Genomic DNA, 25,697 nt, shown 5'->3' with positions numbered 1-25,697 from the left:
TGTGCCGGGCCGGGAGTTTCACGTGAAACACTCGTAGGGTCGTCAGCCTCTATAATTGCGGCTTGAATGCTCTTTCACCTCTTCAGTACCATGGATTATCCCCGCGAGTTTGACGTCATCGTTGTAGGTGGTGGCCACGCCGGCACGGAAGCGGCATTGGCGTCGGCCCGCAGCGGCGCCAAGACCCTATTGCTGACCCATAACATCGAGACCCTGGGTCAGATGTCCTGCAATCCGTCCATCGGCGGCATTGGCAAGGGGCATCTGGTCAAGGAGATCGATGCCCTGGGCGGTGCGATGGCCCTGGCCACGGACGAGGCGGGGATCCAGTTCCGCATACTCAACGGCTCCAAGGGACCGGCCGTCCGCGCGACGCGGGCGCAAGCGGACAGGGTGCTATACCGCAAGTCCATCCGTGCGCGGTTGGAGAACCAGCCCAATCTGTGGCTGTTCCAGCAGGCCGTGGACGATCTGATGGTGGAAGGTGACCGGGTTGTGGGCGCCGTCACCCAGATTGGCCTGAAATTCCGCGCCAGGAAAGTGGTCCTTACCGCAGGGACTTTTCTGAACGGCTTGATCCATGTCGGTCTGCAGCACTACACAGCCGGGCGCGCGGGGGATCCGCCCGCCACGACGCTGGGCCAGCGCCTGAAGGAGCTCAAGCTGCCGCAAGGCCGCCTGAAGACCGGTACGCCTCCTCGCATCGATGGCCGGACCATCGACTACAGCGTGCTGGAGGAACAACCCGGTGACCTTGACCCTATCCCGGTGTTTTCCTTCATGGGCAACGCGGCGATGCATCCGCGTCAGCTCCCGTGCTGGATCACGCACACCAATGCCCGCACGCACGACATCATCCGCGGCGGCCTGGACAGGTCCCCGATGTACAGCGGCGTCATCGAAGGCATCGGTCCCCGCTACTGCCCGTCCATCGAAGACAAGATCCACCGGTTCGCCGACAAGACTTCCCATCAGGTGTTTCTGGAGCCGGAGGGATTGGACACCCACGAGGTCTACCCCAATGGAGTGTCCACCAGCCTGCCATTCGATGTGCAACTGGAATTGATCCATTCCCTACCGGGATTGGAGAACGCGCACATCCTGCGGCCCGGCTACGCGATCGAATACGATTATTTCGATCCGCGTGGCCTCAAGTCCACGCTGGAAACCCGTGCTATTTCTGGCCTTTATTTCGCAGGCCAGATCAATGGCACCACCGGATACGAGGAAGCCGCCGCGCAAGGATTGCTGGCGGGCTTGAACGCCGCGCTGGCGGCCCAGGACAGGGAAGGGTGGACGCCTCGCCGCGACGAGGCCTACCTGGGTGTGCTGGTGGACGACCTGATCACGCGCGGGGTCACCGAGCCTTACCGCATGTTCACGTCCCGGGCGGAATACCGACTCAGCTTGCGCGAAGACAATGCGGACCTGCGGTTGACCGAAACAGGCCGCAGGCTCGGCTTGGTCGACGACGCCCGTTGGGAAGCCTTCCAACGTAAACGCGATTCCGTCGACGCGGAAGTCCAGCGTTTGCGGACGACCTGGGTGACGCCGCGGAATCTGCCACAGGAAGTGGCTGAGCCACTGCTCGGCCAGCAGATTGAACGTGAGTACTCACTATCAGACCTGTTGAAGCGTCCCAATGTCAGCTACCAGGCGCTGATGACCGCCACGCTGCCGAACGGCAATCTCGTGGGCGGCCCGGGGCTCACGGATAGCGACGCCGCCCAGCAGGTGGAGATCCAGGTCAAATACGCCGGCTATATCGCCCGCCAACAGGACGAAGTGCAGAAGCACATGGCGCACGAAGGCCAACGCCTGCCCGAGGACCTGGACTATGACGCCGTGCTCAGCCTGTCCTTCGAGGTGCGCCAGAAGCTCAAGGCGCATCGGCCCGAGACCATAGGCCAGGCAGCGCGCATATCCGGCGTCACGCCCGCCGCTATTTCACTGCTGTTGATCCACCTCAAGCGCCTGCACTACGGCTCGCGCAAACGCGCCGCATGACGCCGGCGCAGGTATCGGGACAGGGCGAACACGACGTCAGGCTCAGGCGAGCCTGCGCGACGCTGGCACTCTCTATTACGGATGAGCAGGTCTCCGGGCTGCTGGGCTATCTGCTGCTGCTGCAGCGGTGGAACCGTACCTACAATCTCACCGCGGTCAGGGACCCGGACCAGATGCTGGTGCAGCACCTCTTCGACAGCCTGGCCGTGGTGGGCCCGCTGGACGGCGCGATGCCGCCCGACGGCAAGCTTTACGACGTCGGTGCGGGCGCCGGCCTGCCTGGCGTGGTGCTGGCCATCATGCGCCCGGGCTGGCGTATCACCTGCATCGACGCGGTCGAGAAGAAGACCGCCTTCATTCGCCAGGCGGCCGCCGCGCTTGCGCTGCCCAATCTGGCCGCCATGCATCAACGTGTGGAACAACTCCCGGCGGGCAACTGTGACGTCGTGACGTCGCGCGCCTTTGCTTCCCTGCACGACTTCGCCCGTCTTGCGGGACAGCACGTCGCCCCCGGTGGTACCCTGCTGGCCCTGAAGGGCAAAGTCCCGGATGACGAAATCCAGCAGCTGCACGCCGAACATGCGTGGCGCGTCATTCGTATCGACCCTGTCTCTGTTCCTGAACTCGACGCGCAACGATGCCTGATATGGATGCGCCGCGATGGCGCAGGTAGTCAAGGAAATCCATGAACCAAACTGAGCCCAGTACAACCGCCCGCGTCTTCTGCATCGCGAACCAGAAGGGTGGCGTCGGCAAGACGACCACGGCCATCAACCTGGCGGCCGGGCTGGCCACCCATGGCAAGCGCGTATTGCTGGTCGACCTGGATCCGCAGGGCAATGCCACCATGGGCAGCGGCATCGACAAGGCAGGGTTGCAGTCCAATCTGTACGAGGTGTTGATAGGCGACACCACCATCGCCGATGCGCGCGTGCGTTCCGAAGTCGGCGGATATGACGTGCTTCCCGCCAACCGCGAACTGGCGGGCGCCGAAATCGATCTGGTACAGATGGAAGAGCGCGAACGCCAGTTGCGGCACGCACTGGACACGGTGGCCCAGGAATACGACTTCATCCTGATCGATTGCCCGCCCACGTTGTCGCTGCTGACGTTGAACGGCCTTGCCGCCGCGCATGGCGTCATCATTCCGATGCAATGCGAATATTTCGCGCTGGAAGGCCTGTCCGATCTGGTTAACACCATCAAGCGCGTACACCGCAACATCAACCCGCAGCTGCGCGTCATCGGTTTGTTGCGCGTCATGTTCGACCCTCGCATGACGCTGCAGCAGCAGGTGTCGGCGCAGCTCGAAGCGCATTTCGGCGACAAGGTTTTCGCCACCGTCGTGCCGCGCAATGTGCGGCTGGCCGAGGCGCCCAGCTATGGGATGCCCGGCGTGGTGTACGACCGGGCGTCGCGCGGCGCGCAGGCATACATATCCTTCGGCGCGGAGATGATCGAACGCGTGCAGGCGCTGGTGGATTGACGCCGTGTGCGCCGTTGCCGCCATTCCGTCAACCGATCCCGTCGACACTATCGATGCGCTGGCATTGCGCATAGAAGAAGCGGCCCTGAATGCCACGGTCGTGCGCGAACAGATGCTCTACGATGGCTGGCTCGTGCGATGGGCGCCGTCGGTCGCCAAGCGGGCGCGCAGCATCAATGTCATCGCCACGCCCCATCGTGACCTGGAAGAAAAGCTGGCCTACTGCCGCGAACTCTACGGTCGCGCGCGGCAGCCGCTGATTTTCCGCCTCACTTCGGCCAGCCCCGACCGCGGCCTGGATGAGCAGCTCGCCGCGCGTGGATGGCATCGTTATGCGGAGAACGCCGTCATGGTTGCCTCCATGCGCGGGACGCCCGATCCGGCGATGCGCGGCACGCTACGATACGAGCAGGCCGATGCGGACGGATTCGCGACGATCGCCGGCATGCTGCGCCGCTCAGGGGCCGAACACGTGACCGAACACAGGCGACGCCTGTCCACCGTGGCCGTGCCCTGCGTCAGGCTGGTTGCGCGCGACGATGAAGGCCGCACCGTGGCGACGGGCATGGCGGTGATCGATGGCGAACTCGCCGGTATCTTCGACGTGGTCGTCGATGAAGAATCGCGGCGGCGCGGATATGCGCGGCAGATCATGCATCGCCTGTTCGACGTCGCCCGCGACGCCGGCGCCGCCCGCGCGTATCTGCAGGTCGAGCAGGGGAATGCCGCCGCGCGGCGGCTTTACGCATCGCTGGGTTTCTCCGACCGGTACACGTATTGGTACCGTACGCATCAACACGAATGAGCGGCCCGACTGGCACGCTGGGAATATCTTCTTATGGCCACCAAAAAACCAAAAGGACTCGGGCGCGGACTTGACGCCTTGCTCGGCGCCGACATGCCCGCCATCGAAACGCTGGGCAAGACCGCGCCAAAACCGGAAGGGCCGCCCAACGTGCTGCCCGTCACGGTGATGCGCGCCGGCAAGTATCAGCCGCGCACGCGCATGGACGAAGGCGCGCTGAACGAGCTGGCGGAATCCATCCGTACGCAGGGCATCATGCAGCCCATCCTGGTCCGGCCGTTGAGCGACGGCGCCCTGGGGCAATACGAAATCATCGCGGGCGAACGTCGTTTCCGTGCGGCGCAACTGGCCGGACTGAAGGAAGTCCCCGTGCTGGTGCGCGAGGTGCCGGACGAAAACGCCGCGGTGATGGCGCTGATCGAAAACATCCAGCGCGAGGACTTGAACCCGCTGGAAGAAGCGCATGGGGTCAAGCGCCTGCTGGACGAATTCGGCCTGACGCATGAGCAGGCCGCGCAATCCATCGGCCGCTCGCGATCGGCCACCAGCAATCTGCTGCGCTTGCTGAATCTCGCTCCCGCCGTACAGACCATGCTGCTGGCCGGCGATATCGACATGGGTCACGCACGCGCCCTGCTGGCGGTCGACGGCGCCACGCAGATACAACTGGCGAACCAGGTCATCGCCAAGCGCCTGTCGGTGCGCGAGGCCGAGAAGCTCGTCGCCAAGGCGGCGAAGGAATCGGATCCTGTTGCCCGCAAGAAAGGCATCGGCAGTTCGCGCGACGTCGCGCGTCTGGAAGAAGCGATCTCGGATTTCCTGGGCACCCGCGTCAGCCTGAAGATAGGCGCGCGCGAGCGCGGCCAGATCGTCATCGATTTCCACGGTTGGGACCATCTCAACGCCTTGCTGGAAAAGCAGGGCCTGTCTGGCGTTCTCGACAATGCCTGAACGCACCCGCCTGCCGGTCATCGCGGTCCTGGCGACGGGCGGCACCATCGCCGGCGCGCAAGCGGCGCAACAAGGCGTGGGTTACGTCGCGGGTTCGTACGACATAGCCACGTTGCTGGCGGCCGTCCCGACGCTGGCCGGCGTCGCCGACCTGCGGCCGGAACAGATCGCCAATGTGGGCAGCCAGGACATGAACCACACGGTGTGGCACGCACTGGCAACGCGCATACGCGCGCTGATGGCCGATCCCGGCATCGATGGCATCGTCGTCACGCATGGCACGGATACGCTCGAGGAAACCGCGTATTTTCTCGATCTCACCATGCCATGCGGCAAGCCACTGGTCCTGACCGGCGCCATGCGGCCGGCCACCGCCCTGGGTGCCGACGGCCCCGCCAATCTGTATGCGGCGGTGGCGCTGGCCGGGCATGAATCCGCGCGCGGACGCGGCGCGCTGGTGGTGATGAACGAAGACATACACGAGGCGCGCGGCGTGCAGAAAGTCGCGGCCGCCGGCCTTGCCGCGTTCGCATCGCCCGATCGCGGTCGCGCCGGCGTCATGCAGGCGGGCGCGCCATGCTTCCATCGCGGGCTCCCATTGTCGCCGCCCATCGTGCCGTGGCGCACCGCGGCCCTGCCGCCGCCGGACCAGTGGCCGCGCGTCGGCATCGTCTATGCCCATGCCGATATGCAGGTGGACGTAATCGACTTCATGGCCGATCGTTGCCAGGGACTGGTGATGGCCGGTGTGGGTGACGGCAACGCCAGCGCGGCTGCGCTGCAGGCGCTGGCCAGGGCGGCCGCGCGGGGCGTCGCGGTCGTGCGCGCGTCCCGCACCCGGCGTGGCCGTGTGGCCCGCAATGTCGAGGTGAACGACGATGCCTTGGGCTTGATCGCCGCGGGCGATCTGAATCCCGAAAAAGCCCGCGTGCTGCTCATGCTGGGCCTGATGTCCACATCGGACCGCGCGGCGCTGTGCCGCTGCTTCGAAAGCGCGTAAGGCTCGGCCGTCGTAGCGACGACGCCCGCCAAACGCCCGCCATGCCCTCACCGCATCACGCCAGCACGACGGTGCCGACCGCGCCGGCCAGCATGTCATAGCCTTCCTTGGCCTCGGATTTGCGATTGGTGATGAGGACGGCGACGCGATCGGCCGCGCAATAGGATGCTCGCGCGTTGACGGCGATGCTGGCGTCTTCGGCGATCACCATGACGCGGCTGGCATTGGCCGCCATCGCGCGTCCCAGCTCCGCTTGTGCAAGGTCCGCGTGCGTCGCACCATGTCTGGCGTCGAAGCCCGTAGGGAAGAGCAGGGCGGCGTCCGCGGTGTAACGGTGGATTTCCGCGATCGCGCGGTCCCCCTGCGTTCCGGCCAGGGTCGGCAGCACCGCGCCGCCCAGCACGAACACCCGGTTGCCGTGCGCGGCGTGATCCTCGCCGGTCGCCACGCGCGTGGCGGCTTCGAAGGAGTTCGTGATCAGCGTCATGCCGTGCAGGGCGCCCAACGCGTCGGCCAGCTGCGCCGCCATGGGGCCGGCCTCCAAGTACACCGTCTGCTCGTTGGACAGGCTGGCGGCTGCCGCCCGCGCGATACTGCGCGCATGACGGCCATCCGTCGACCGCGGGCCGGCGCCCGGCGCGACGCCTTCCGGCAGTACCGCCCCGCCGTGGGAGCGACGCAATGCACCCAGTGCTTCCAATGCGATCAGATCGCGCCGCACGGTTTCGCGCGATACGCCCAGTTCGTCGATGATGCGATCCGTCGACACACTACGCATGGCCTCGAGCATTTTGCGTATCCGCTGATACCGTTCTTCCTGCCACATGATGACCCGTCCCATTGCGTGGCGGCTATGTTTGCAAACTTGCGGCGAGGTGTCCAGAGTGGCTCCCGGGTGGCCGTCCGCCGGGATCCCGATACACAAAGCTTCACACAAGGCCACAGACGGGCACACAAGTGCCGCGTCGTCGCCGCGACGCTTATGGTTTGGACTCAGCCAGGGACGGGCGCACCATGCAGGCGGAAGGGGTAAGAAACGTGGACGACGCCGCGCGGCTGGTCCAGTCCAGCGCGCTGACCCATATCAAGGTCGGCCTTTCGGATATCGATGGCGTCATGCGCGGCAAGTATCTGCGCAAGGAAAAATTCCTGTCGGCGCTGAACTCCGGGCTGGCGTTCTGCGACGTCGTGTTCGGCTGGGACGTCGAAGACCAACTCTACGACAATGGTCGCTACACCGGATGGCACACCGCCTACCCGGACGCGCAGATGCGTATCGATCCTGCCACCTGCCGCCGGCTGCCGCTGGAAAAGGGATACGGCGGAGAGGACATGCTGCTGTTCCTGGCCGACTTCACCGGCCCCGCGGCGGAAGTCTGTCCGCGCCAGCTCCTGCAGCGGGTCATCCAGCGCGCCGAGGACATGGGCTACGACCCCTACGCGGCGCTGGAATACGAGTTTTTCATGTTCCAGGAAACGCCGCAGTCCGCACGCGAAAAAGGCTATCGCGACCTGCGGACCTGGACACCGGGCAACTTCGGCTATTCCATGCTGCGCAGCACCGTCAACAGCGACTTCTATCGCCAGCTGCTGGAACTGTCCGAGTGTATGAACATGCCCATCGAAGGCCTGCACACGGAAACGGGACCGGGCGTGCTGGAAGCCGCGCTCGCCGTGGACCGCGCCGCGGCGGCCGCGGACAAGGGCTTTCTGTTCAAGACCTTCACCAAGGCACTGGCCCAGCAGAACGGGCTGATGGCGACCTTCATGGCCAAATGGTCGCATCACCATTCCGGGCAGAGCGGTCACATCCATCTATCGTTGCGCGACCGAACGACCGGCAAGTCGGCTTTCCTCGATCCCGCGCAGCCGCACGGCATCGGCGCCACGCAAAGTGCCTTCGTCGCGGGCCTGCAGCGCTATCTTCCGGAATTCATGGCGATGTACGCGCCGACCATCAATAGCTACTCCCGCCTGGTCCCGGGATTCTGGGCACCGCTGGACGCGACGTGGGGCGTCGAAAACCGCACGACGGCATTGCGGGTCATTCCCGGCAGCGACAAGTCGCAACGCGTGGAGCTGCGTATCGGCGCGGCGGATGCGAATCCTTATCTGGCCCTGGCCGCGGCGCTTGCATCGGGGCTGCGCGGCATCGAAGAGCAACTGCGGGCCGAAGCGCCCGTCACGGGCAATGCTTACGAACAGCAGTTCCCCGATCAATTGAAGCTGCCCACCACGCTTTGGGAAGCCGCACAGCGCCTGAAGCAATCCGAGGCGGCGCGCGCCTGCTTCGGCGATCTCTTCGTCGATCATTACGCCGCCACGCGCGAGTGGGAAGAACGCATGTTCCGGCGCCATGTGACGGACTGGGAGTTGGCGCGCTACTTCGAAATCATCTGAGGCGAATGGAGCTCCAGGCATGTCCAGCGAACTTATCACCATCAGCCCCATCGACGGCCGCGAAGTGGTATGCAGGCCATACGCCACGGAGTCGCAGATCGCGCGCACGCTGCAAATCGCGCAAGGCGCGCAGATGCAGTGGCGCGACGCGGATCTGGCCGAGCGCGCGCGCCTGCTCGGCGCCGCCGTCGATCACGTCCTCGCCGCCAAACAGGACATCGCGCAAGCGATCACCGTGCAGATGGGCCGTCCCGCGCGGCATGCGCCGTCGGAAGTGGATGGCTTCGCCGAACGGGCCCGACACATGATCGCCATCGCGCCCGACGCGCTGCGCCCCGTCGCCGCCGCGCCGGGCACCGAACACGACCGCTTCATACGTCGCGAACCGCTGGGCGTGACCTTGACCATCGCGCCATGGAACTATCCCTTGCTGACGGCCGTCAACAGCATCGTTCCAGCGCTGATGGCGGGCAATGCGGTCGTGCTCAAGCACTCCGACCAGACGCCCTTGTGCGCGGAACTGCTGCACCAGGCATTCGCGCATGCCGGCTTGCCCGACGGCCTGTTTTCCTATGTGCATGCCGACCACGACACCACGCAGCGATTGGTGCGCGCACCGGCGGTCCGCTTCGTTTCCTTCACGGGCTCGGTGCGCGGCGGGCGCGCGGTGGAAGAGAGCGCTTGCGGGCGCTTCATCGGCGTGGGATTGGAACTCGGCGGCAACGATGCGGCGTACGTGCGCGGCGACGCCGATATCGAGGCCGCGGTGGAATCGCTGGTCGACGGCGCGTTCTTCAACGCGGGGCAGTCGTGTTGCGGCATACAGCGCATCTACGTGGCCCGGCGCCTGTACGACGCTTTCGTGGAGCAGGCTGCCGACCTCACGAACCGTTATGTGCTGGGCGATCCGCGCCTGGCCGAAACCACGTTGGGTCCGGTCGTGCGGCGATCCGCGGCGTCGTCGGTACGCGACGTCGTCGCCGACGCGCTGGGCATGGGCGCACGCAACGCGGCGGACCCGGCCTATTTTCCCGCCGCGCGCGACGACACCGCCTACGTGGCGCCAGCTGTCCTCACCGGCGTCGACCACACCATGCGCGTGATGCGCGAAGAATGCTTCGGGCCCGTGGTCGGCGTCATGCCGGTGGATGGCGACGATGACGCGGTCGCGTTGATCAACGACAGCGATTACGGCCTGACCGCCGCGATCTACACACGCGATCGCGATGCCGCCGTGACCATCGGCCAGCAGGTTCACGCAGGCACCATCTTCATGAATCGTTGCGACTATCTGGACCCGGGCCTGGCGTGGACAGGCGTCAAGGACAGCGGCCGCGGCGTGTCCTTGTCGTGGCTCGGATATGAGCAGTTGACGCAACCCAAGTCCTTCCACCTGCGCGCGGTGTAGGCACCGGTATCGCCGCGCGTGCCGCGTGGACGAGCGCTTTCAGCACGAGAGATAGCCATGGATCTGCCCCACGTGAACTGGAACTACCCGACGGCGATCAAGGTCGGCCCGGGACGCATCGCCGAATTGCCGGAGCTGTGCGCCGGGCTGGGCATGCGCAGGCCGCTGATCGTCACCGATCCGGGCATCGCGGCCCTGCCCATGCTGGAGCGCGTGCTGGCGGCTTGCGGCGACGCGGGCCTGGCTTGCGCCGTGTTCCACGACATCAAGGGCAATCCCACCGAAGCCAACGTCAGCGCCGGTGTACGGGCGTTTCGCGGCGGCGGCCATGACGGCGTCGTCGCCTTTGGCGGCGGCTCCGCGCTGGACGCCGGCAAGGCCATCGCGTTGATGGCCGGCCAGGACCGCCCGCTGTGGGATTTCGAGGATGAAGGCGACAACTATCGGCGCGTCAGGGTGGAAGGCATGGCGCCCGTCGTGGCCGTGCCGACCACCGCCGGCACCGGTTCGGAAGTCGGCCGCGTCGCCGTCATCACCGACGAGCAGGCCAGGCTCAAGCGGCTTATTTTCCATCCACGCATCATGCCGGCCGCTGTCATCCTGGACGCGGCCCTCACCACCGGATTGCCGGCCAAGGTCACGGCGGCGACGGGCATGGATGCCCTGTCCCACTGCCTGGAAGCGTACTGTTCGCCGATGTACCACCCGATGGCCGCCGGCATCGCGCTGGAAGGCATGCGCCTGATCCATCATCACCTGCCGCGCGTGGTCGCCGATGGCGAAGACCTGGCCGCGCGCCATCACATGCTGGTCGCGTCGTGCATGGGCGCCACGGCCTTCCAGCGCGGCCTGGGGGCGATGCATGCGCTCGCGCACCCCCTGGGGGCGCTGTACGACGCGCATCACGGCCTGCTCAACGCGATACTCATGCCCTACGTGGTCCAGGCGAACGCGCAGGCCATACGCGCGCCGCTCGCGGCCCTGGCCCGCTACCTGGCGCTGCCCGCCGCTTCCGCCGAAGGCGTGCAGGCGTGGATACTGTCGCTGCGCGAACGCATCGGCATCCCGCATACGCTGTCGGCGATCGGTTTGGACGATAGCGAGGCGGAGCGGGTAGGGCGCATGGCTGCCGCGGATCCTTCCGCCGCCACCAATCCGGTACCGCTCGATGCCGGCCAATACGCCGCGCTGTTCCGCGCGGCCGTGGCCGGCCGCCTGGACGAGAAGCCCGCGGCGGCGAAGGCCTGAGTTCCTGGCGGCCGGCCATCGGGCACCCCTGGCCCGTTTCTTGCCGCGAGCGATTTGACACCCGCCCCGAAAGTCACCATAATTTCAAGTTCTCCGCTGGAGGGGTGCCCGAGTGGTTAAAGGGGGCAGACTGTAAATCTGTTGGCCTTGCGCCTACATTGGTTCGAATCCAATCCCCTCCACCAGAGACCGCGCGATCGAGGACCGGCGAACAGCCAGTAGCTTGCAAGTCGTGCGTGTGTTGTTGATGCAGTCCTCATATGCCTGGCAGGGGTCGCAACGGATCCCGGCAATGCAGGCATCTACAGGGATCCAAACGTGGAATCCACACGTGGAATCCGGACCAGGAATCCAGGCGAAGTCGGCCTGGATTTGCAGTGTCTGGGGGGTGCATCCGTCACACGCCGGCCGGAAGGCAGGTCCGCGCAGGCGCAGCGGTCTGGTGCGACAGCGGTGAGCAGGATGGGGAACGGTACGCCGCGGGTGTAGCTCAATGGTAGAGCAGAAGCCTTCCAAGCTTACGACGAGGGTTCGATTCCCTTCACCCGCTCCAGGTTTTTAAGGTGCGCGGCCTTGCAGTGACGGCCGGGCATTTGCAGGACCAGTTTTAAACGCCCATGTGGCTCAGTGGTAGAGCACTCCCTTGGTAAGGGAGAGGTCACGCGTTCGATCCGCGTCATGGGCACCACGCATTTGTCTTCACTTCAGTCAGATCCGCACATCCAGTCAGGAGTCAGCCATGGCAAAAGGCAAGTTTGAACGTACCAAGCCGCACGTGAACGTGGGTACGATCGGTCACGTGGACCACGGCAAAACGACGTTGACGGCGGCGATCACGACGGTGCTGTCGAACAAGTTCGGTGGCGAAGCGAAGGCGTACGACCAGATCGACGCGGCGCCGGAAGAGAAGGCGCGCGGCATCACGATCAACACGGCGCACGTGGAATACGAAACGGAGTCGCGTCACTACGCGCACGTTGACTGCCCGGGCCACGCTGACTATGTGAAGAACATGATCACGGGCGCGGCGCAGATGGACGGCGCGATCCTGGTGGTGTCGGCCGCTGACGGCCCGATGCCGCAGACGCGCGAACACATTCTGCTGAGCCGCCAGGTGGGCGTGCCGTACATCATCGTGTTCCTGAACAAGGCGGACATGGTCGATGACGCCGAGCTGCTGGAACTGGTGGAGATGGAAGTTCGCGAGCTGCTGAGCAAGTACGACTTCCCGGGCGACGATACGCCGATCGTGAAGGGTTCGGCCAAGCTGGCGCTGGAAGGCGACAAGGGCGAGCTGGGCGAGCAGGCGATTCTGAAGCTGGCCGAAGCGCTGGACACGTACATCCCGACGCCTGAGCGCGCGGTGGACGGTGCGTTCCTGATGCCGGTGGAAGACGTGTTCTCGATCTCGGGTCGCGGCACGGTGGTGACTGGCCGTATCGAGCGCGGCGTGGTGAAGGTTGGCGAGGAAATCGAGATCGTCGGTATCAAGCCGACGGTGAAGACGACCTGCACGGGCGTGGAAATGTTCCGCAAGCTGCTGGACCAGGGCCAGGCCGGTGACAACGTGGGTATTCTGCTGCGCGGCACCAAGCGTGAAGACGTCGAGCGTGGCCAGGTGCTGGCCAAGCCGGGTTCGATCACGCCGCACACGGACTTCGACGCCGAGGTGTACATCCTGTCCAAGGAAGAAGGTGGCCGTCACACGCCGTTCTTCAACGGCTATCGTCCGCAGTTCTACTTCCGCACGACGGACGTGACCGGCACGATCGAGCTGCCCAAGGACAAGGAAATGGTCCTGCCGGGCGACAACGTGTCGATGAAGGTCGCGCTGCTGGCGCCGATCGCCATGGAAGAAGGCCTGCGCTTCGCCATCCGCGAAGGCGGCCGTACCGTGGGCGCCGGCGTGGTTGCCAAGATCCTCAAGTAACTCACGACGCCGCTCGGGGCGTGGGATTTTTGATCCCCGCCCCGAAATTCGCTGGACACGCTAGCGAAAAAAGTAGTATTATGGATGGTTCCGCAAGGTTCCATCCTTCGTTTTTGGTTCGACCATTCAGAACCCGGAGCGAACCGACGGCGAAACGAAGGTCAGGGTCTCTAGCTGGCTGTGTGGCATTCGTCACGAATGGGGTCAAAATTGGGTCGCAATGTGCGGCTTCAGTCATGGCCACGATGGTGCGGATGCCTACGGTAGCGCGTGACTAGAGGGGTATAGCTCAATTGGCAGAGCGTCGGTCTCCAAAACCGAAGGTTGTAGGTTCGATTCCTACTGCCCCTGCCAGCCCGCCTTCCTCTCCCCAGCCTGCCGGAAATCTTTGCAAGCTGCGCATCTACGGCGTGCTTGCTGCGCAAAATGTCTAATACCAGCGTCGAAACCGTAACCAGTACCGCCGATCGGTTGAAACTTGCCCTGGCGGTGCTTGTCATCATTGCTGGAATCGTTGGATTCTCGGTGTTGAGCGCACAGCCCATGGCTGCTCGCATCGGGGTATTCGTCGGTGGCCTGATCGTGGCCGCCGTCATCGCCTGGTTCAGCGAACCGGGACGCCGTACCCTCAGTTTCGCCAGCGAGTCCTACAACGAAGTCAAGCGTGTCTCATGGCCCACGCGCAAGGAAACGACCCAGATGACGGGCATCGTTTTCGCGTTCGTGGCCATCATGGGCATTTTCATGTGGGTGCTCGACAAAGGCATCGAGTGGATCATTTACGGCCTGCTGCTGGGCTGGAAATAAGGGACGGCACATGAGCAAACGTTGGTATGTCGTCCATGTTTATTCCGGCATGGAAAAAAGCGTGCACAAGGCGCTGCTCGAACGTATCGAGCGGGCCGGCCTGCAAACCTCCTTCGGCCGCATCCTGGTGCCGTCCGAAGAAGTCGTCGAAATGAAGGGCGGCCAGAAGTCGATTTCCGAACGTCGGATCTTCCCGGGCTATGTCCTGGTCGAGATGGATCTTACCGACGAAACGTGGCATCTGGTCAAGAACACCAATCGCGTGACCGGCTTCCTGGGCGGCTCGGGCAACCGGCCTTCGCCGATTTCCGAGAAGGAAGTCGAAAAGATTCTTTCCCAGATGGAAGAAGGCGTGGAAAAGCCGCGCCCCAAGATCCTGTTCGAAGTGGGCGAGATGGTGCGCGTGAAGGAAGGCCCGTTCGCGGACTTCAACGGCAACGTCGAAGAAGTCAACTACGAAAAGAGCAAGGTCCGGGTGTCGGTGACCATTTTCGGTCGCGCCACGCCTGTCGAATTGGATTTCAGTCAGGTCGAAAAGACCTGATTACTGCTGTATCAACCCTCAATCCCCCGGGGAGCCCGCGTTGACCGCGGGCGTTTGAACCCGCAAGGAGCAAAGCATGGCGAAGAAGATCGTCGGCTTTATCAAGCTGCAAGTGCCGGCTGGTAAGGCAAACCCGTCTCCCCCGATCGGTCCGGCGCTGGGTCAGCGCGGCCTGAACATCATGGAATTCTGCAAGGCGTTCAACGCCAAGACGCAGGGCATGGAGCCCGGTCTGCCGATTCCGGTGGTGATCACCGCCTTCGCGGACAAGAGCTTCACCTTCATCATGAAGACCCCGCCCGCGACGGTCCTCATCAAGAAGGCAGCCGGCGTGCAGAAGGGTTCGCCCAAGCCGCATACCGACAAGGTCGGCAAGCTGACGCGCGCCCAGGCCGAGGAAATCGCCAAGACCAAGGAACCCGACCTGACGGCGGGCGATCTGGAAGCGGCGGTGCGCACCATCGCCGGTAGCGCCCGCAGCATGGGCATCACGGTTGAGGGGATCTGATCATGGCAAAACTGTCCAAGCGCGCCATCGCACTGCGCGAAAAGATCGACCGTACCAAGCTGTACCCGGTCAACGAAGCCTTGAACCTCATCAAGGAAACCGCCGCCGCCAAGTTTGACGAGTCCGTCGACGTGGCCGTGCAGCTGGGCATCGATCCCAAGAAGTCCGACCAACTGGTCCGTGGCTCCGTGGTGCTGCCCGCCGGTACCGGCAAGAGCGTGCGCGTCGCCGTGTTCGCCCAGGGCGACAAGGCGGAGGCCGCCAAGGCCGCCGGCGCCGACATCGTCGGCCTGGAAGACCTGGCCGAACGCATCAAGGGTGGCCAGATGGATTTCGACGTGGTCATCGCCTCGCCCGACACCATGCGCGTGGTCGGCGCCCTGGGCCAGATCCTGGGTCCGCGCGGCCTGATGCCGAACCCCAAGGTCGGCACGGTCACGCCCGACGTGGTCACCGCGGTCAAGAACGCCAAGGCTGGCCAGGTGCAATACCGCACGGACAAGGCGGGTATCGTCCATGCCACCATCGGTCGCGCCTCCTTTGGCGTGGAACAGCTGCAAACCAACTTGGCCGCTCTGGTCGATGCCCTGAACAAGGCGCGTCCCGCTGCCGCCAAGGGCGTGTATCTGCGCAAGCTGGCCGTGTCGTCCACGATGGGCGGCGGCGCGCGCGTGGAAATCGCCTCGCTGACGACGCCGGCTGCCTGATAGCCGGCTCACCGGGCCCCGGCCTTGGGTACAAGGCCTGGTACCGGAAGCTTTACAGAACTTTGGGCTGCGTCCGGATCCATCCGGGCGTTGCTGTCAAAGACCGCTGGAGCAAGCCGTTTCGCAACGGGGTCCTTCGCAAGCAGGACGCCAACGCAGGCGGCGAGCTTAATCCCGAAGCCCGCACGGTTCGGATCCAGCGTAGACGGCGTCCCATGGAAGATTTCTTTATAAGAACTCGACCAGGTCGCCGCATTCGGTTGACGTTCCAGGCCCCCGCCTGAAGCGTCTTTTGATGGAGTGTTCAAACCGTGAGTCTCAATCGCCAAGAGAAAGCGGTGGTAATCGAGGAAGTCTCGGCGCAAGTCGCCAAGGCACAATCGATTGTTATCGCCGAGTACCGTGGTCTGGACGTCGCCTCTGTCACCGTACTGCGCAAGACTGCGCGTCAATCGGGCGTGTACCTGCGTGTTCTGAAGAACACGCTGGCTCGTCGCGCTGTGGACGGCACGGCTTTCGAGTCGTTGTCCAAGCAGCTGACCGGTCCGCTGATCTACGGTATCAGCGCTGATCCGGTCGCGCCGGCCAAGGTGCTCTCCGACTTCGCAAAAACCAACGACAAGCTGGTCATCAAGGGGGGCTCGCTGCCCAACAACCTGTTGAACCAAGAAGGCGTCAAGGCCCTGGCCACGCTGCCTTCGCGCGACGAGTTGATCTCGAAGTTGATGGGCACCATGCAAGCCCCGATTGCGCAATTTGCACGTACGCTCAACGAAGTTCCGACCAAGTTCGCCCGTGGCCTCGCCGCCGTGCGCGATCAGAAGGCCGCGGCGTAAAGCCTGCCCTTACGGAATATCGTTGTCGACGAAGCGACACCGAACCTGGCATTACCAAAATCTGGAGTTCTTGAAAAATGGCACTTAGCAAAGCTGAAATCCTTGACGCCATCGCTGGCATGACCGTGCTCGAACTGTCCGAGCTGATCAAGGATATGGAAGAAAAGTTTGGCGTGTCGGCTGCTGCCGCCGCCGTGGCCGTGGCTGCCCCCGCCGCTGGTGGCGCTGGCGCCGCTGCTGCTGAAGAGCAGACCGAGTTCACCGTCATCCTGTCGGAAGCCGGTGCAAACAAGGTCAGCGTCATCAAGGCCGTTCGCGAACTGACGGGCCTGGGCCTGAAGGAAGCGAAGGATCTGGTCGACGGCGCGCCGAAGCCTGTGAAGGAAGGCATCGCCAAGGCTGACGCCGAAGCTGCGAAGAAGAAGCTGGAAGAAGCTGGCGCCAAGGTCGAAGTCAAGTAAGACCTTTTGCCAGTTGCCCGGGGACAGCGCAGTTTGCCGTCCCCGGGCTTTTGCGTTTCCAGGAAACCCTAGTTGGCAGTGGGGTTCAGTGGGGTTTCCTGGAGTCGTATCAGCGTCGCATCACCCCGGGCCGTGGTTTACGGCCCAAGTAACCTCGAGTCGGAGTGCTCATGCCTTACTCGTACACCGAAAAAAAGCGCATCCGCAAAAGTTTCGCCAAGCGTGAGGACGTCCAGAACGTTCCTTTTCTGCTGGCGACACAGCTTCAATCCTACCTAACTTTTCTGCAGGCGGATACGCCCCCGTCGCAGCGGGCCAACGATGGTCTACAGGCGGCATTCTCGTCTATTTTCCCCATCGTCAGCCATAACGGAATGGCGCGTCTGGAGTTCGTCAGCTATGTGCTGGGCGAACCGGTGTTCGATGTCAAGGAATGTCAGCAACGTGGCCTGACCTACGCGTCGCCCCTGCGCGCGAAGGTTCGTCTCGTCCTGCTCGATCGCGAAGTCAGCAAGCCGACCGTCAAGGAAGTGAAGGAACAGGAAGTCTACATGGGCGAAATTCCGCTCATGACGGGCACCGGTTCGTTCGTCATCAACGGTACCGAGCGCGTGATCGTGTCCCAGCTGCACCGTTCGCCCGGCGTGTTCTTCGAACACGATCGCGGCAAGACGCACAGCTCGGGCAAGCTGCTGTTCTCGGCACGCGTGATTCCCTACCGCGGTTCCTGGCTGGACTTCGAATTCGATCCCAAGGACGTGCTGTTCTTCCGCGTGGACCGTCGCCGCAAGATGCCGGTGACGATCCTGCTGAAGGCCATCGGCATGACGCCGGAAGGCATCCTCAGCGAGTTCTTCGACTTCGATCGCTTCGATCTGCAAGGCGAAGGCGCGATGATGGAATTCATCCCCGAGCGCTGGAAGGGCGAAATGGCCCGCTTCGACATCAATGACAAGTCGGGCAAGGTCATCGTCGAAAAGGACAAGCGCATCAACGCCAAGCACCTGCGGGACCTCGCCGCGGGCGGTATCGAGCGCATCTCCGTGCCGGAAGAATTCCTGTACGGCCGCGTGCTGGCCAAGAACATCGTCGATGGCGACACCGGCGAAGTCGTCGCGCACGCCAATGACGAGATCACGGAAAGCGTGTTGAGCGCCCTGCGCGCCGCCAACATCAAGGAATTCCAGACGCTGTACACCAACGACCTGGATCGTGGTCCGTACATTTCGCAGACCCTGCGCACCGACGAAACCGCCGACCAGATGGCGGCGCGCGTGGCCATCTATCGCATGATGCGCCCCGGCGAACCGCCCACGGAAGAAGCCGTCGAAGCACTGTTCCAGCGCCTGTTCTACAGCGAGGAAACCTACGATCTGTCGCGCGTGGGCCGCATGAAGGTCAACAGCCGCCTGGGTCGCGGCGACGACATCACCGGTCCGATGACGCTGACCAACGAGGACATCCTCGCCACCATCAAGGTGCTGGTCGAGCTGCGTAACGGCCGTGGCCAGATCGACGATATCGATCACCTGGGCAACCGCCGCGTGCGTTGCGTCGGCGAACTGGCGGAAAACCAGTTCCGCGCCGGCCTGGTGCGCGTGGAGCGCGCCGTCAAGGAACGCCTGGGCCAGGCCGAGACCGAAAACCTGATGCCGCACGACCTGATCAACTCCAAGCCGATTTCCGCGGCTATCAAGGAGTTCTTCGGTTCGAGCCAGCTGTCGCAGTTCATGGACCAGACCAACCCGCTGTCGGAAATCACGCACAAGCGCCGTGTTTCCGCACTGGGCCCGGGCGGCCTGACGCGCGAACGCGCCGGCTTCGAAGTGCGCGACGTGCATCCCACGCACTATGGCCGCGTCTGCCCGATCGAAACGCCGGAAGGCCCGAACATCGGCCTGATCAACTCGATGGCGCTGTATGCCCGCCTGAACGAATACGGCTTCCTGGAAACGCCGTATCGCAAGGTCATCGACGGCAAGGTCAGCGACCAGATCGACTACCTGTCGGCCATCGAGGAAAGCCACTACGTGATCGCGCAGGCGAACGCGGCGCTGGACCCCGAAGGCCGTTTCGTCGACGACCTGGTGGCTTGCCGCGAAGCCGGCGAAACCATGCTGACGTCGCCGACCAACGTGCACTACATGGACGTCGCCCCTTCGCAGATCGTGTCGGTCGCCGCATCGCTGATTCCGTTCCTGGAACACGATGACGCTAACCGCGCGCTGATGGGCGCCAACATGCAGCGCCAGGCCGTGCCTTGCCTGCGTCCGGAAAAGCCGCTGGTCGGCACCGGCATCGAACGCACCGTGGCCGTCGACTCCGGCACCACCGTGCAGGCGCTGCGTGGCGGCGTGGTCGATCACGTCGATGCGGACCGCATTGTGATCCGCGTCAACGACGAGGAAAACGTCGCTGGCGAAGTCGGCGTGGACATCTACAACCTGATCAAGTACACGCGTTCGAACCAGAACACGAACATCAACCAGCGTCCCATCGTGGCTCGCGGCGACAAGGTCGCCAAGGGCGACGTGCTGGCCGACGGCGCGTCGACGGACCTGGGCGAACTCGCCCTGGGCCAGAACATGCTGATCGCGTTCATGCCCTGGAACGGCTACAACTTCGAAGACTCGATCCTGATCTCGGAAAAGGTCGTGGCCGATGACCGCTACACCTCGATCCACATCGAGGAACTGACGGTCGTTGCCCGCGATACGAAGCTGGGACCGGAAGAAATCACGCGCGACATCAGCAACCTGGCGGAAACGCAACTGAACCGCCTGGACGATTCCGGCATCACCTACATCGGCGCCGAAGTCGGTCCCGACGACGTGCTGGTCGGCAAGGTCACGCCCAAGGGCGAAACCCAGCTGACGCCGGAAGAAAAGCTGCTGCGCGCCATCTTCGGCGAAAAGGCCTCGGACGTTAAGGACACCTCGCTGCGCGTGCCGTCCGGCATGACGGGCACGGTGATCGACGTGCAGGTGTTCACGCGCGAAGGCATCGTGCGCGACAAGCGCGCCCAGTCCATCATCGACGATGAACTGCGCCGCTATCGCCAGGACCTGAACGACCAGCTGCGCATCGTCGAAAACGACCAGTTCGACCGTATCGAGAAGATGCTGGTGAACAAGGCCGTCAACGGCGGTCCGCGCAAGCTCGCCAAGGGCGCGACCATCACCAAGGCCTATCTGTCCGATCTGGACCGCTGGCAGTGGTTCGATATCCGCCTGGCCGACGAGCAGCATGCGCTGGTGCTGGAGCAGGCCAAGGAATCGCTGGAGCAGAAGCGCCACCAGTTCGACCTGGCCTTCGAGGAAAAGCGCAAGAAGCTGACGCAGGGCGACGAGCTGCCTCCCGGCGTGCTCAAGATGATCAAGGTGTACCTGGCCGTCAAGCGCCGCCTGCAGCCTGGCGACAAGATGGCCGGCCGTCACGGCAACAAGGGCGTGGTGTCGCGTATCACCCCGGTCGAGGACATGCCGCACATGGCTGACGGTACTCCCGTCGACATCGTGCTGAACCCGCTGGGCGTGCCTTCGCGGATGAACGTCGGGCAGGTGCTCGAAGTGCATCTGGGCTGGGCCGCCAAGGGCGTGGGCCAACGCATCGAAGAGATGCTGCGCGACGAACGCACGGCGCAGGCCAAGTCGCTGCGCGGCTACCTGGAAAAGGTCTACAACACGACCGGCACCGGTGCGCGCATCGCCGACCTGACCGATGAAGAAGTCATCGAGATGGCCCGCAACCTGAAGCGCGGCGTGCCGTTCGCGACCCCGGTGTTCGATGGCGCGACGGAAGAGGAAATCAGCAAGATGCTGGAACTGGCCTACCCCGACGAGGTAGCCCGGCGCATGCAGCTGACTGATATCCGCACGCAGGCCTGGCTGTTCGACGGCCGCACCGGCGAGAAATTCGAGCGCCCGGTGACCGTTGGCTATATGCATTACCTGAAGCTGCACCATCTGGTCGACGACAAGATGCACGCGCGTTCGACCGGTCCGTACTCGCTCGTTACCCAGCAGCCGCTGGGCGGCAAGGCGCAGTTCGGCGGCCAGCGTTTCGGGGAAATGGAAGTGTGGGCGCTCGAAGCCTACGGCGCTTCCTACACCCTGCAGGAAATGCTCACGGTCAAGTCCGACGACATCACGGGCCGTACCAAGGTATACGAGAACATCGTCAAGGGCGATCACGTCATCGACGCCGGTATGCCGGAATCCTTCAACGTGCTGGTGAAGGAAATCCGCTCGCTGGCCCTGGACATGGATTTGGAGCGTAACTAATGAAAGCGCTACTCGACCTTTTCAAGCAAGTCTCGCAAGACGAGCAGTTCGATGCCATCAAGATCGGCATCGCCTCGCCCGAGAAAATCCGTTCGTGGTCCTACGGCGAAGTCCGCAAGCCCGAAACCATCAACTACCGTACGTTCAAGCCTGAACGCGATGGCCTGTTCTGCTCGAAGATCTTCGGGCCGATCAAGGACTACGAGTGCCTGTGCGGCAAGTACAAGCGCCTGAAGCATCGCGGCGTCATCTGCGAAAAGTGCGGCGTTGAAGTCACGGTCGCCAAGGTGCGCCGCGAACGCATGGGCCATATCGAACTGGCCAGCCCCGTCGCGCACATCTGGTTCCTGAAGAGCCTGCCGTCGCGCCTGGGCATGGTGCTGGACATGACGCTGCGCGATATCGAGCGCGTCCTGTACTTCGAAGCCTGGTGCGTGATCGAGCCGGGCATGACCCCGCTCAAGCGCGGCCAGATCATGTCGGACGACGACTTCCTGGCCAAGACCGAAGAGTACGGCGATGACTTCCGCGCGCTGATGGGCGCGGAAGCCGTGCGCGAACTGCTGCGCACCATCGACATCGACCGCGAAGTGGAAACGCTGCGCGGCGAGCTCAAGGCCACCGGTTCGGAAGCCAAGATCAAGAAGATCTCCAAGCGCCTGAAGGTGCTGGAAGGCTTCCAGAAGTCGGGCATCAAGCCCGAATGGATGGTCATGGAAGTGCTGCCCGTGCTGCCGCCGGACCTGCGTCCGCTGGTGCCGCTGGACGGCGGCCGCTTCGCGACCTCCGACCTGAATGACCTGTATCGCCGGGTCATCAACCGGAACAACCGCCTGAAGCGCCTGCTGGAACTGAAGGCCCCGGAAATCATCCTGCGCAACGAAAAGCGCATGCTGCAGGAAGCCGTCGACTCGCTGCTCGACAACGGCCGCCGCGGCAAGGCCATGACCGGCGCCAACAAGCGCCAGCTCAAGTCCCTGGCCGACATGATCAAGGGCAAGAGCGGTCGCTTCCGTCAGAACCTGCTGGGCAAGCGGGTGGACTACTCCGGCCGCTCGGTCATCGTGGTGGGTCCGCAGCTCAAGCTGCACCAGTGCGGCCTGCCCAAGCTGATGGCGCTGGAACTGTTCAAGCCCTTCATCTTCAACCGCCTGGAAATGATGGGTCTGGCCACGACCATCAAGGCGGCGAAGAAGCTGGTGGAAAGCCAGGAACCGGTGGTGTGGGACATCCTCGAAGAGGTCATCCGCGAACACCCGGTGATGCTGAACCGCGCGCCGACGCTGCACCGCCTGGGTATCCAGGCCTTCGAACCAGTGCTGATCGAAGGCAAGGCCATCCAGCTGCATCCGCTCGTCTGCGCGGCGTTCAACGCCGACTTCGACGGCGACCAGATGGCCGTGCACGTCCCGCTGTCGCTGGAAGCGCAGCTGGAAGCGCGCACCCTGATGCTGGCCTCCAACAACGTGCTGTTCCCGGCGAACGGCGAGCCGTCCATCGTGCCGTCCCAGGATATCGTGCTGGGCCTGTACTACACGACGCGCGAACGCATCAACGGCCGCGGCGAAGGTATCTTCTTCACCGACGTGGCCGAAGTGCAGCGCGCCTATGACAACGGCGAAGTCGAGCTGCAAAGCCGCATTACCGTGCGCCTGACGGAATTCGACAAGGACGAGCAGGGCGAATGGCACCCCGTGGTGCGTCGCTACGAGACCACCGTCGGCCGTGCGCTGCTGTCGGAGATCCTGCCGCGCGGCCTGCCCTTCACGGTCCTGAACAAGGCCCTGAAGAAGAAGGAAATCTCGCGCCTGATCAACCAGTCCTTCCGTCGCTGCGGCCTGCGCGATACGGTGATCTTCGCCGACAAGCTGATGCAGTCGGGCTTCCGCCTGGCCACGCGTGGCGGCATCTCGATCGCCATGAACGACATGCTGATCCCCTCCGCCAAGGAAACCATCCTGGGCGAGGCCAGCCGTGAGGTCAAGGAAATCGACAAGCAGTACTCGTCGGGTCTGGTCACGTCCCAGGAACGCTACAACAACGTTGTGGACATCTGGGGCAAGGCTGGCGACAAGGTCGGCAAGGCGATGATGGAACAGCTGGCCACGGAGCCCGTGACCAACCGTCACGGCGAAGAAGTGCGCCAGGAATCGTTCAACTCCATCTACATGATGGCCGACTCGGGCGCCCGCGGTTCGGCCGCCCAGATCCGCCAGCTGGCGGGAATGCGCGGCCTGATGGCCAAGCCGGACGGCTCCATCATCGAAACGCCCATCACGGCGAACTTCCGTGAAGGCCTGAACGTGCTGCAGTACTTCATCTCGACGCACGGTGCGCGTAAGGGCTTGGCCGATACGGCGCTGAAGACCGCGAACTCGGGTTACCTGACCCGCCGCCTGGTCGACGTGACGCAGGACCTGGTCATCATCGAAGACGACTGCGGCACCTCGCAGGGCTACTCAATGAAGGCCCTGGTGGAAGGCGGCGAAGTCATCGAACCGCTGCGCGATCGCATCCTGGGCCGCGTGGCTGCGATCGATATCGTCAACCCCGATACGCAGGAAACTGCGATCGAGGCGGGCACGCTGCTGGACGAAGACCTGGTCGACCTGATCGACCGCATCGGCGTGGACGAAGTCAAGGTCCGCACGCCGCTGACGTGCGAAACGCGTCACGGCCTGTGCGCGCATTGCTATGGCCGCGACCTGGGCCGTGGTTATATGGTCAACGTCGGCGAAGCCGTCGGTGTCATCGCCGCGCAGTCCATCGGCGAACCGGGCACGCAGCTCACGATGCGTACCTTCCACATCGGTGGCGCGGCGTCCCGTTCGGCGCTGGCCAGCGCGGTGGAAACCAAGTCCAACGGTACGGTGGGCTTCGCCAGCACGATGCGCTACGTCACCAACGCCAAGGGCGAACGCGTGGCTATCTCGCGCTCGGGCGAAATCGTCATCCATGACGATAACGGCCGCGAACGCGAACGCCACAAGATCCCGTACGGCGCGACGGTGCTGGTCGGCGACGGCGAAGCCGTCAAGGCCGGTGCTCGCCTCGCAAGCTGGGATCCGCTGACCCGTCCGATCGTGTCGGAGTACGCCGGCCAGGTGCGCTTCGAAAACATCGAGGAAGGCGTTACCGTCGCCAAGCAGGTGGACGAAGTCACCGGCCTGTCGACGCTGGTCGTCATCACGCCCAAGACGCGCGGCGGCAAGATCGTCATGCGTCCGCAGATCAAGCTGGTCAACGAGTCTGGCGAAGAGGTCAAGATCGCCGGTACCGACCACTCGGTGAACATCTCGTTCCCGGTGGGCGCGCTGATCACGGTGCGCGATGGCCAGCAGGTCACCGTTGGTGAAGTGCTCGCACGTATTCCGCAGGAATCGCAGAAGACGCGCGACATTACCGGCGGTCTGCCGCGCGTGGCCGAGCTGTTCGAAGCCCGTTCGCCCAAGGATGCCGGCATGCTGGCCGACGTCACGGGTACGGTTTCGTTCGGCAAGGACACCAAGGGCAAGCAGCGTCTGGTCATCACGGACCTGGAAGGCGTCAGCCACGAGTTCCTGATTCCGAAGGAAAAGCAGGTGCTGGTGCACGACGGCCAGGTGGTGAACAAGGGCGAAATGATCGTGGACGGTCCGGCGGATCCGCACGATATCCTGCGCCTGCAGGGTATCGAGAAGCTGGCCACCTACATCGTGGACGAAGTGCAGGACGTGTACCGTCTGCAAGGCGTGAAGATCAACGACAAGCATATCGAGGTGATCGTTCGCCAGATGCTGCGTCGCGTGAACATCGTCGATGCGGGCGATACGGCGTTCATCCCTGGCGAACAGGTCGAGCGTTCCGAGTTGTTGAACGAGAACGATCGCGTGGTCGCCGAGGACAAGCGTCCGGCCAGCTACGACAACGTCCTGCTGGGTATCACGAAGGCCTCGCTGTCGACGGATTCCTTCATTTCGGCTGCCTCGTTCCAGGAGACCACGCGTGTCCTGACCGAAGCCGCCATCATGGGCAAGCGCGACGACCTGCGCGGCCTGAAGGAAAACGTCATCGTGGGTCGCCTGATCCCCGCCGGTACCGGCCTGGCGTACCACCTTGCCCGCAAGGACAAGGAAGCGCTGGAAGCGGCCGAACGCGAAGCAGCTCGCCAGCTGGCGAATCCGTTCGAGGAAGCGCCCGCGACCATCGGCTCGGACAGCGAAAGCGATGTCGCGCCGGAAGGTGGCCACGAGCCGGCCGCCGAATAAGGCAGCCTGTCCGCATCACCGCAGTAGTAAAGCCCCGCAGGAAAGGACGTATCGTCCGGCCCTGCGGGG

19 protein-coding genes and 4 tRNA genes are annotated in these 25,697 nt (G+C 63.9%); 22 read left to right on the top strand and 1 reads right to left on the bottom strand.

Annotated elements, in window-relative coordinates; genetic code table 11:
• Positions 1-90: 90 nt before the first annotated feature.
• Genes mnmG through CAL12_RS27830 form a run of 6 tightly spaced genes read left to right on the top strand, consistent with a single transcriptional unit; the run spans position 91 to position 6,249 of the window.
• The gene (mnmG, locus tag CAL12_RS27855; RefSeq protein ID WP_086067560.1) at positions 91-2,007 is read left to right on the top strand and encodes a tRNA uridine-5-carboxymethylaminomethyl(34) synthesis enzyme MnmG; all 1,917 of its coding nucleotides are present in this window, start codon (positions 91-93) and stop codon (positions 2,005-2,007) included.
• Positions 2,004-2,696: a 16S rRNA (guanine(527)-N(7))-methyltransferase RsmG gene (rsmG, locus tag CAL12_RS27850; protein WP_086067559.1), complete on the top strand. Its 693-nt coding sequence runs from the start codon at positions 2,004-2,006 to the stop codon at positions 2,694-2,696. The genes mnmG and rsmG overlap by 4 nt, the downstream gene beginning before the upstream one ends.
• Positions 2,693-3,493: a ParA family protein gene (locus CAL12_RS27845; RefSeq protein WP_086067558.1), complete on the top strand. Its 801-nt coding sequence runs from the start codon at positions 2,693-2,695 to the stop codon at positions 3,491-3,493. The genes rsmG and CAL12_RS27845 overlap by 4 nt, the downstream gene beginning before the upstream one ends.
• 4 nt (positions 3,494-3,497) lie before the next feature.
• On the top strand, positions 3,498-4,298 hold the full coding sequence (locus CAL12_RS27840) for a GNAT family N-acetyltransferase (RefSeq protein WP_232464651.1): 801 nt from the start codon (positions 3,498-3,500) through the stop codon (positions 4,296-4,298).
• Between the two features lie 33 nt (positions 4,299-4,331).
• Complete coding sequence (locus tag CAL12_RS27835; RefSeq protein WP_086067557.1) at positions 4,332-5,249, top strand: ParB/RepB/Spo0J family partition protein; 918 nt, start codon at positions 4,332-4,334, stop codon at positions 5,247-5,249.
• The gene (locus CAL12_RS27830) at positions 5,242-6,249 is read left to right on the top strand and encodes an asparaginase (RefSeq protein WP_086067556.1); all 1,008 of its coding nucleotides are present in this window, start codon (positions 5,242-5,244) and stop codon (positions 6,247-6,249) included. The genes CAL12_RS27835 and CAL12_RS27830 overlap by 8 nt, the downstream gene beginning before the upstream one ends.
• A 55-nt stretch (positions 6,250-6,304) precedes the next feature.
• Here CAL12_RS27830 and CAL12_RS27825 read toward each other — a convergent pair whose 3' ends face one another.
• The gene (locus CAL12_RS27825) at positions 6,305-7,075 is read right to left on the bottom strand and encodes a DeoR/GlpR family DNA-binding transcription regulator (RefSeq protein WP_086068157.1); all 771 of its coding nucleotides are present in this window, start codon (positions 7,073-7,075) and stop codon (positions 6,305-6,307) included.
• A 188-nt stretch (positions 7,076-7,263) separates the two neighbouring features.
• Here CAL12_RS27825 and CAL12_RS27820 point away from each other — a divergent pair, with 188 nt between their 5' ends.
• The 16 genes from CAL12_RS27820 to rpoC all read left to right on the top strand — a co-directional run bounded on the left by CAL12_RS27820 (position 7,264) and on the right by rpoC (position 25,628).
• On the top strand, positions 7,264-8,649 hold the full coding sequence (locus tag CAL12_RS27820) for a glutamine synthetase family protein (protein ID WP_086067555.1): 1,386 nt from the start codon (positions 7,264-7,266) through the stop codon (positions 8,647-8,649).
• A gap of 19 nt (positions 8,650-8,668) precedes the next feature.
• The gene (locus CAL12_RS27815) at positions 8,669-10,057 is read left to right on the top strand and encodes an aldehyde dehydrogenase family protein (protein ID WP_086067554.1); all 1,389 of its coding nucleotides are present in this window, start codon (positions 8,669-8,671) and stop codon (positions 10,055-10,057) included.
• Between the two features lie 57 nt (positions 10,058-10,114).
• Positions 10,115-11,305, top strand: a complete 1,191-nt coding sequence (locus CAL12_RS27810) for an iron-containing alcohol dehydrogenase (RefSeq protein ID WP_086067553.1) — start codon at positions 10,115-10,117, stop codon at positions 11,303-11,305.
• A gap of 98 nt (positions 11,306-11,403) precedes the next feature.
• Positions 11,404-11,490 (top strand) — tRNA-Tyr (locus CAL12_RS27805).
• Between the two features lie 294 nt (positions 11,491-11,784).
• Positions 11,785-11,858, top strand: a tRNA-Gly gene (locus CAL12_RS27800).
• Positions 11,859-11,918: 60 nt separating this feature from the next.
• Positions 11,919-11,993, top strand: a tRNA-Thr gene (locus CAL12_RS27795).
• Positions 11,994-12,044: 51 nt separating this feature from the next.
• Positions 12,045-13,235: an elongation factor Tu gene (gene tuf / locus CAL12_RS27790; protein WP_086067534.1), complete on the top strand. Its 1,191-nt coding sequence runs from the start codon at positions 12,045-12,047 to the stop codon at positions 13,233-13,235.
• Between the two features lie 278 nt (positions 13,236-13,513).
• Positions 13,514-13,589 (top strand) — tRNA-Trp (locus CAL12_RS27785).
• Positions 13,590-13,661: 72 nt separating this feature from the next.
• A complete protein-coding gene (gene secE, locus CAL12_RS27780; RefSeq protein ID WP_086068156.1) occupies positions 13,662-14,042 on the top strand; it encodes a preprotein translocase subunit SecE in 381 nt (126 codons plus the stop codon).
• 10 nt (positions 14,043-14,052) lie between these two features.
• Complete coding sequence (gene nusG, locus CAL12_RS27775) at positions 14,053-14,586, top strand: transcription termination/antitermination protein NusG (RefSeq protein WP_086059100.1); 534 nt, start codon at positions 14,053-14,055, stop codon at positions 14,584-14,586.
• A 76-nt stretch (positions 14,587-14,662) separates the two neighbouring features.
• Positions 14,663-15,094, top strand: coding sequence for a 50S ribosomal protein L11 (gene rplK, locus CAL12_RS27770; protein WP_066357453.1), 432 nt, complete (start codon positions 14,663-14,665; stop codon positions 15,092-15,094).
• A gap of 2 nt (positions 15,095-15,096) precedes the next feature.
• A complete protein-coding gene (gene rplA, locus CAL12_RS27765) occupies positions 15,097-15,801 on the top strand; it encodes a 50S ribosomal protein L1 (protein ID WP_086067552.1) in 705 nt (234 codons plus the stop codon).
• Between the two features lie 311 nt (positions 15,802-16,112).
• A complete protein-coding gene (rplJ, locus tag CAL12_RS27760) occupies positions 16,113-16,637 on the top strand; it encodes a 50S ribosomal protein L10 (protein WP_086067551.1) in 525 nt (174 codons plus the stop codon).
• Positions 16,638-16,714: 77 nt separating this feature from the next.
• Complete coding sequence (rplL, locus tag CAL12_RS27755) at positions 16,715-17,098, top strand: 50S ribosomal protein L7/L12 (RefSeq protein WP_086067550.1); 384 nt, start codon at positions 16,715-16,717, stop codon at positions 17,096-17,098.
• Positions 17,099-17,268: 170 nt separating this feature from the next.
• Positions 17,269-21,381 carry a DNA-directed RNA polymerase subunit beta gene (rpoB, locus tag CAL12_RS27750; RefSeq protein WP_086067549.1) on the top strand — a complete coding sequence of 1,371 codons (4,113 nt, stop codon included), beginning with the start codon at positions 17,269-17,271 and terminating at the stop codon, positions 21,379-21,381.
• Positions 21,381-25,628 carry a DNA-directed RNA polymerase subunit beta' gene (gene rpoC / locus CAL12_RS27745; protein ID WP_086067548.1) on the top strand — a complete coding sequence of 1,416 codons (4,248 nt, stop codon included), beginning with the start codon at positions 21,381-21,383 and terminating at the stop codon, positions 25,626-25,628. The genes rpoB and rpoC overlap by 1 nt, the downstream gene beginning before the upstream one ends.
• The last annotated feature ends 69 nt before the right edge of the window (positions 25,629-25,697 follow it).

The sequence above is a fragment of the Bordetella genomosp. 8 genome (assembly GCF_002119685.1).
Classification (GTDB): domain Bacteria; phylum Pseudomonadota; class Gammaproteobacteria; order Burkholderiales; family Burkholderiaceae_B; genus Bordetella_C.
This window is presented reverse-complemented; position numbering and strand designations above follow the sequence as displayed.

Coding starts and splice junctions, on each gene's coding strand:
- mnmG (WP_086067560.1), top strand. CDS start 91: ATGGATTATCCCCGCGAGTTTGACGTCATCGTTGTAGGTGGTGGCCAC.
- rsmG (WP_086067559.1), top strand. CDS start 2,004: ATGACGCCGGCGCAGGTATCGGGACAGGGCGAACACGACGTCAGGCTC.
- CAL12_RS27845 (WP_086067558.1), top strand. CDS start 2,693: ATGAACCAAACTGAGCCCAGTACAACCGCCCGCGTCTTCTGCATCGCG.
- CAL12_RS27835 (WP_086067557.1), top strand. CDS start 4,332: ATGGCCACCAAAAAACCAAAAGGACTCGGGCGCGGACTTGACGCCTTG.
- CAL12_RS27830 (WP_086067556.1), top strand. CDS start 5,242: ATGCCTGAACGCACCCGCCTGCCGGTCATCGCGGTCCTGGCGACGGGC.
- CAL12_RS27825 (WP_086068157.1), bottom strand. CDS start 7,075: ATGTGGCAGGAAGAACGGTATCAGCGGATACGCAAAATGCTCGAGGCC.
- CAL12_RS27820 (WP_086067555.1), top strand. CDS start 7,264: ATGCAGGCGGAAGGGGTAAGAAACGTGGACGACGCCGCGCGGCTGGTC.
- CAL12_RS27815 (WP_086067554.1), top strand. CDS start 8,669: ATGTCCAGCGAACTTATCACCATCAGCCCCATCGACGGCCGCGAAGTG.
- CAL12_RS27810 (WP_086067553.1), top strand. CDS start 10,115: ATGGATCTGCCCCACGTGAACTGGAACTACCCGACGGCGATCAAGGTC.
- tuf (WP_086067534.1), top strand. CDS start 12,045: ATGGCAAAAGGCAAGTTTGAACGTACCAAGCCGCACGTGAACGTGGGT.
- secE (WP_086068156.1), top strand. CDS start 13,662: ATGTCTAATACCAGCGTCGAAACCGTAACCAGTACCGCCGATCGGTTG.
- nusG (WP_086059100.1), top strand. CDS start 14,053: ATGAGCAAACGTTGGTATGTCGTCCATGTTTATTCCGGCATGGAAAAA.
- rplK (WP_066357453.1), top strand. CDS start 14,663: ATGGCGAAGAAGATCGTCGGCTTTATCAAGCTGCAAGTGCCGGCTGGT.
- rplA (WP_086067552.1), top strand. CDS start 15,097: ATGGCAAAACTGTCCAAGCGCGCCATCGCACTGCGCGAAAAGATCGAC.
- rplL (WP_086067550.1), top strand. CDS start 16,715: ATGGCACTTAGCAAAGCTGAAATCCTTGACGCCATCGCTGGCATGACC.
- rpoB (WP_086067549.1), top strand. CDS start 17,269: ATGCCTTACTCGTACACCGAAAAAAAGCGCATCCGCAAAAGTTTCGCC.
- rpoC (WP_086067548.1), top strand. CDS start 21,381: ATGAAAGCGCTACTCGACCTTTTCAAGCAAGTCTCGCAAGACGAGCAG.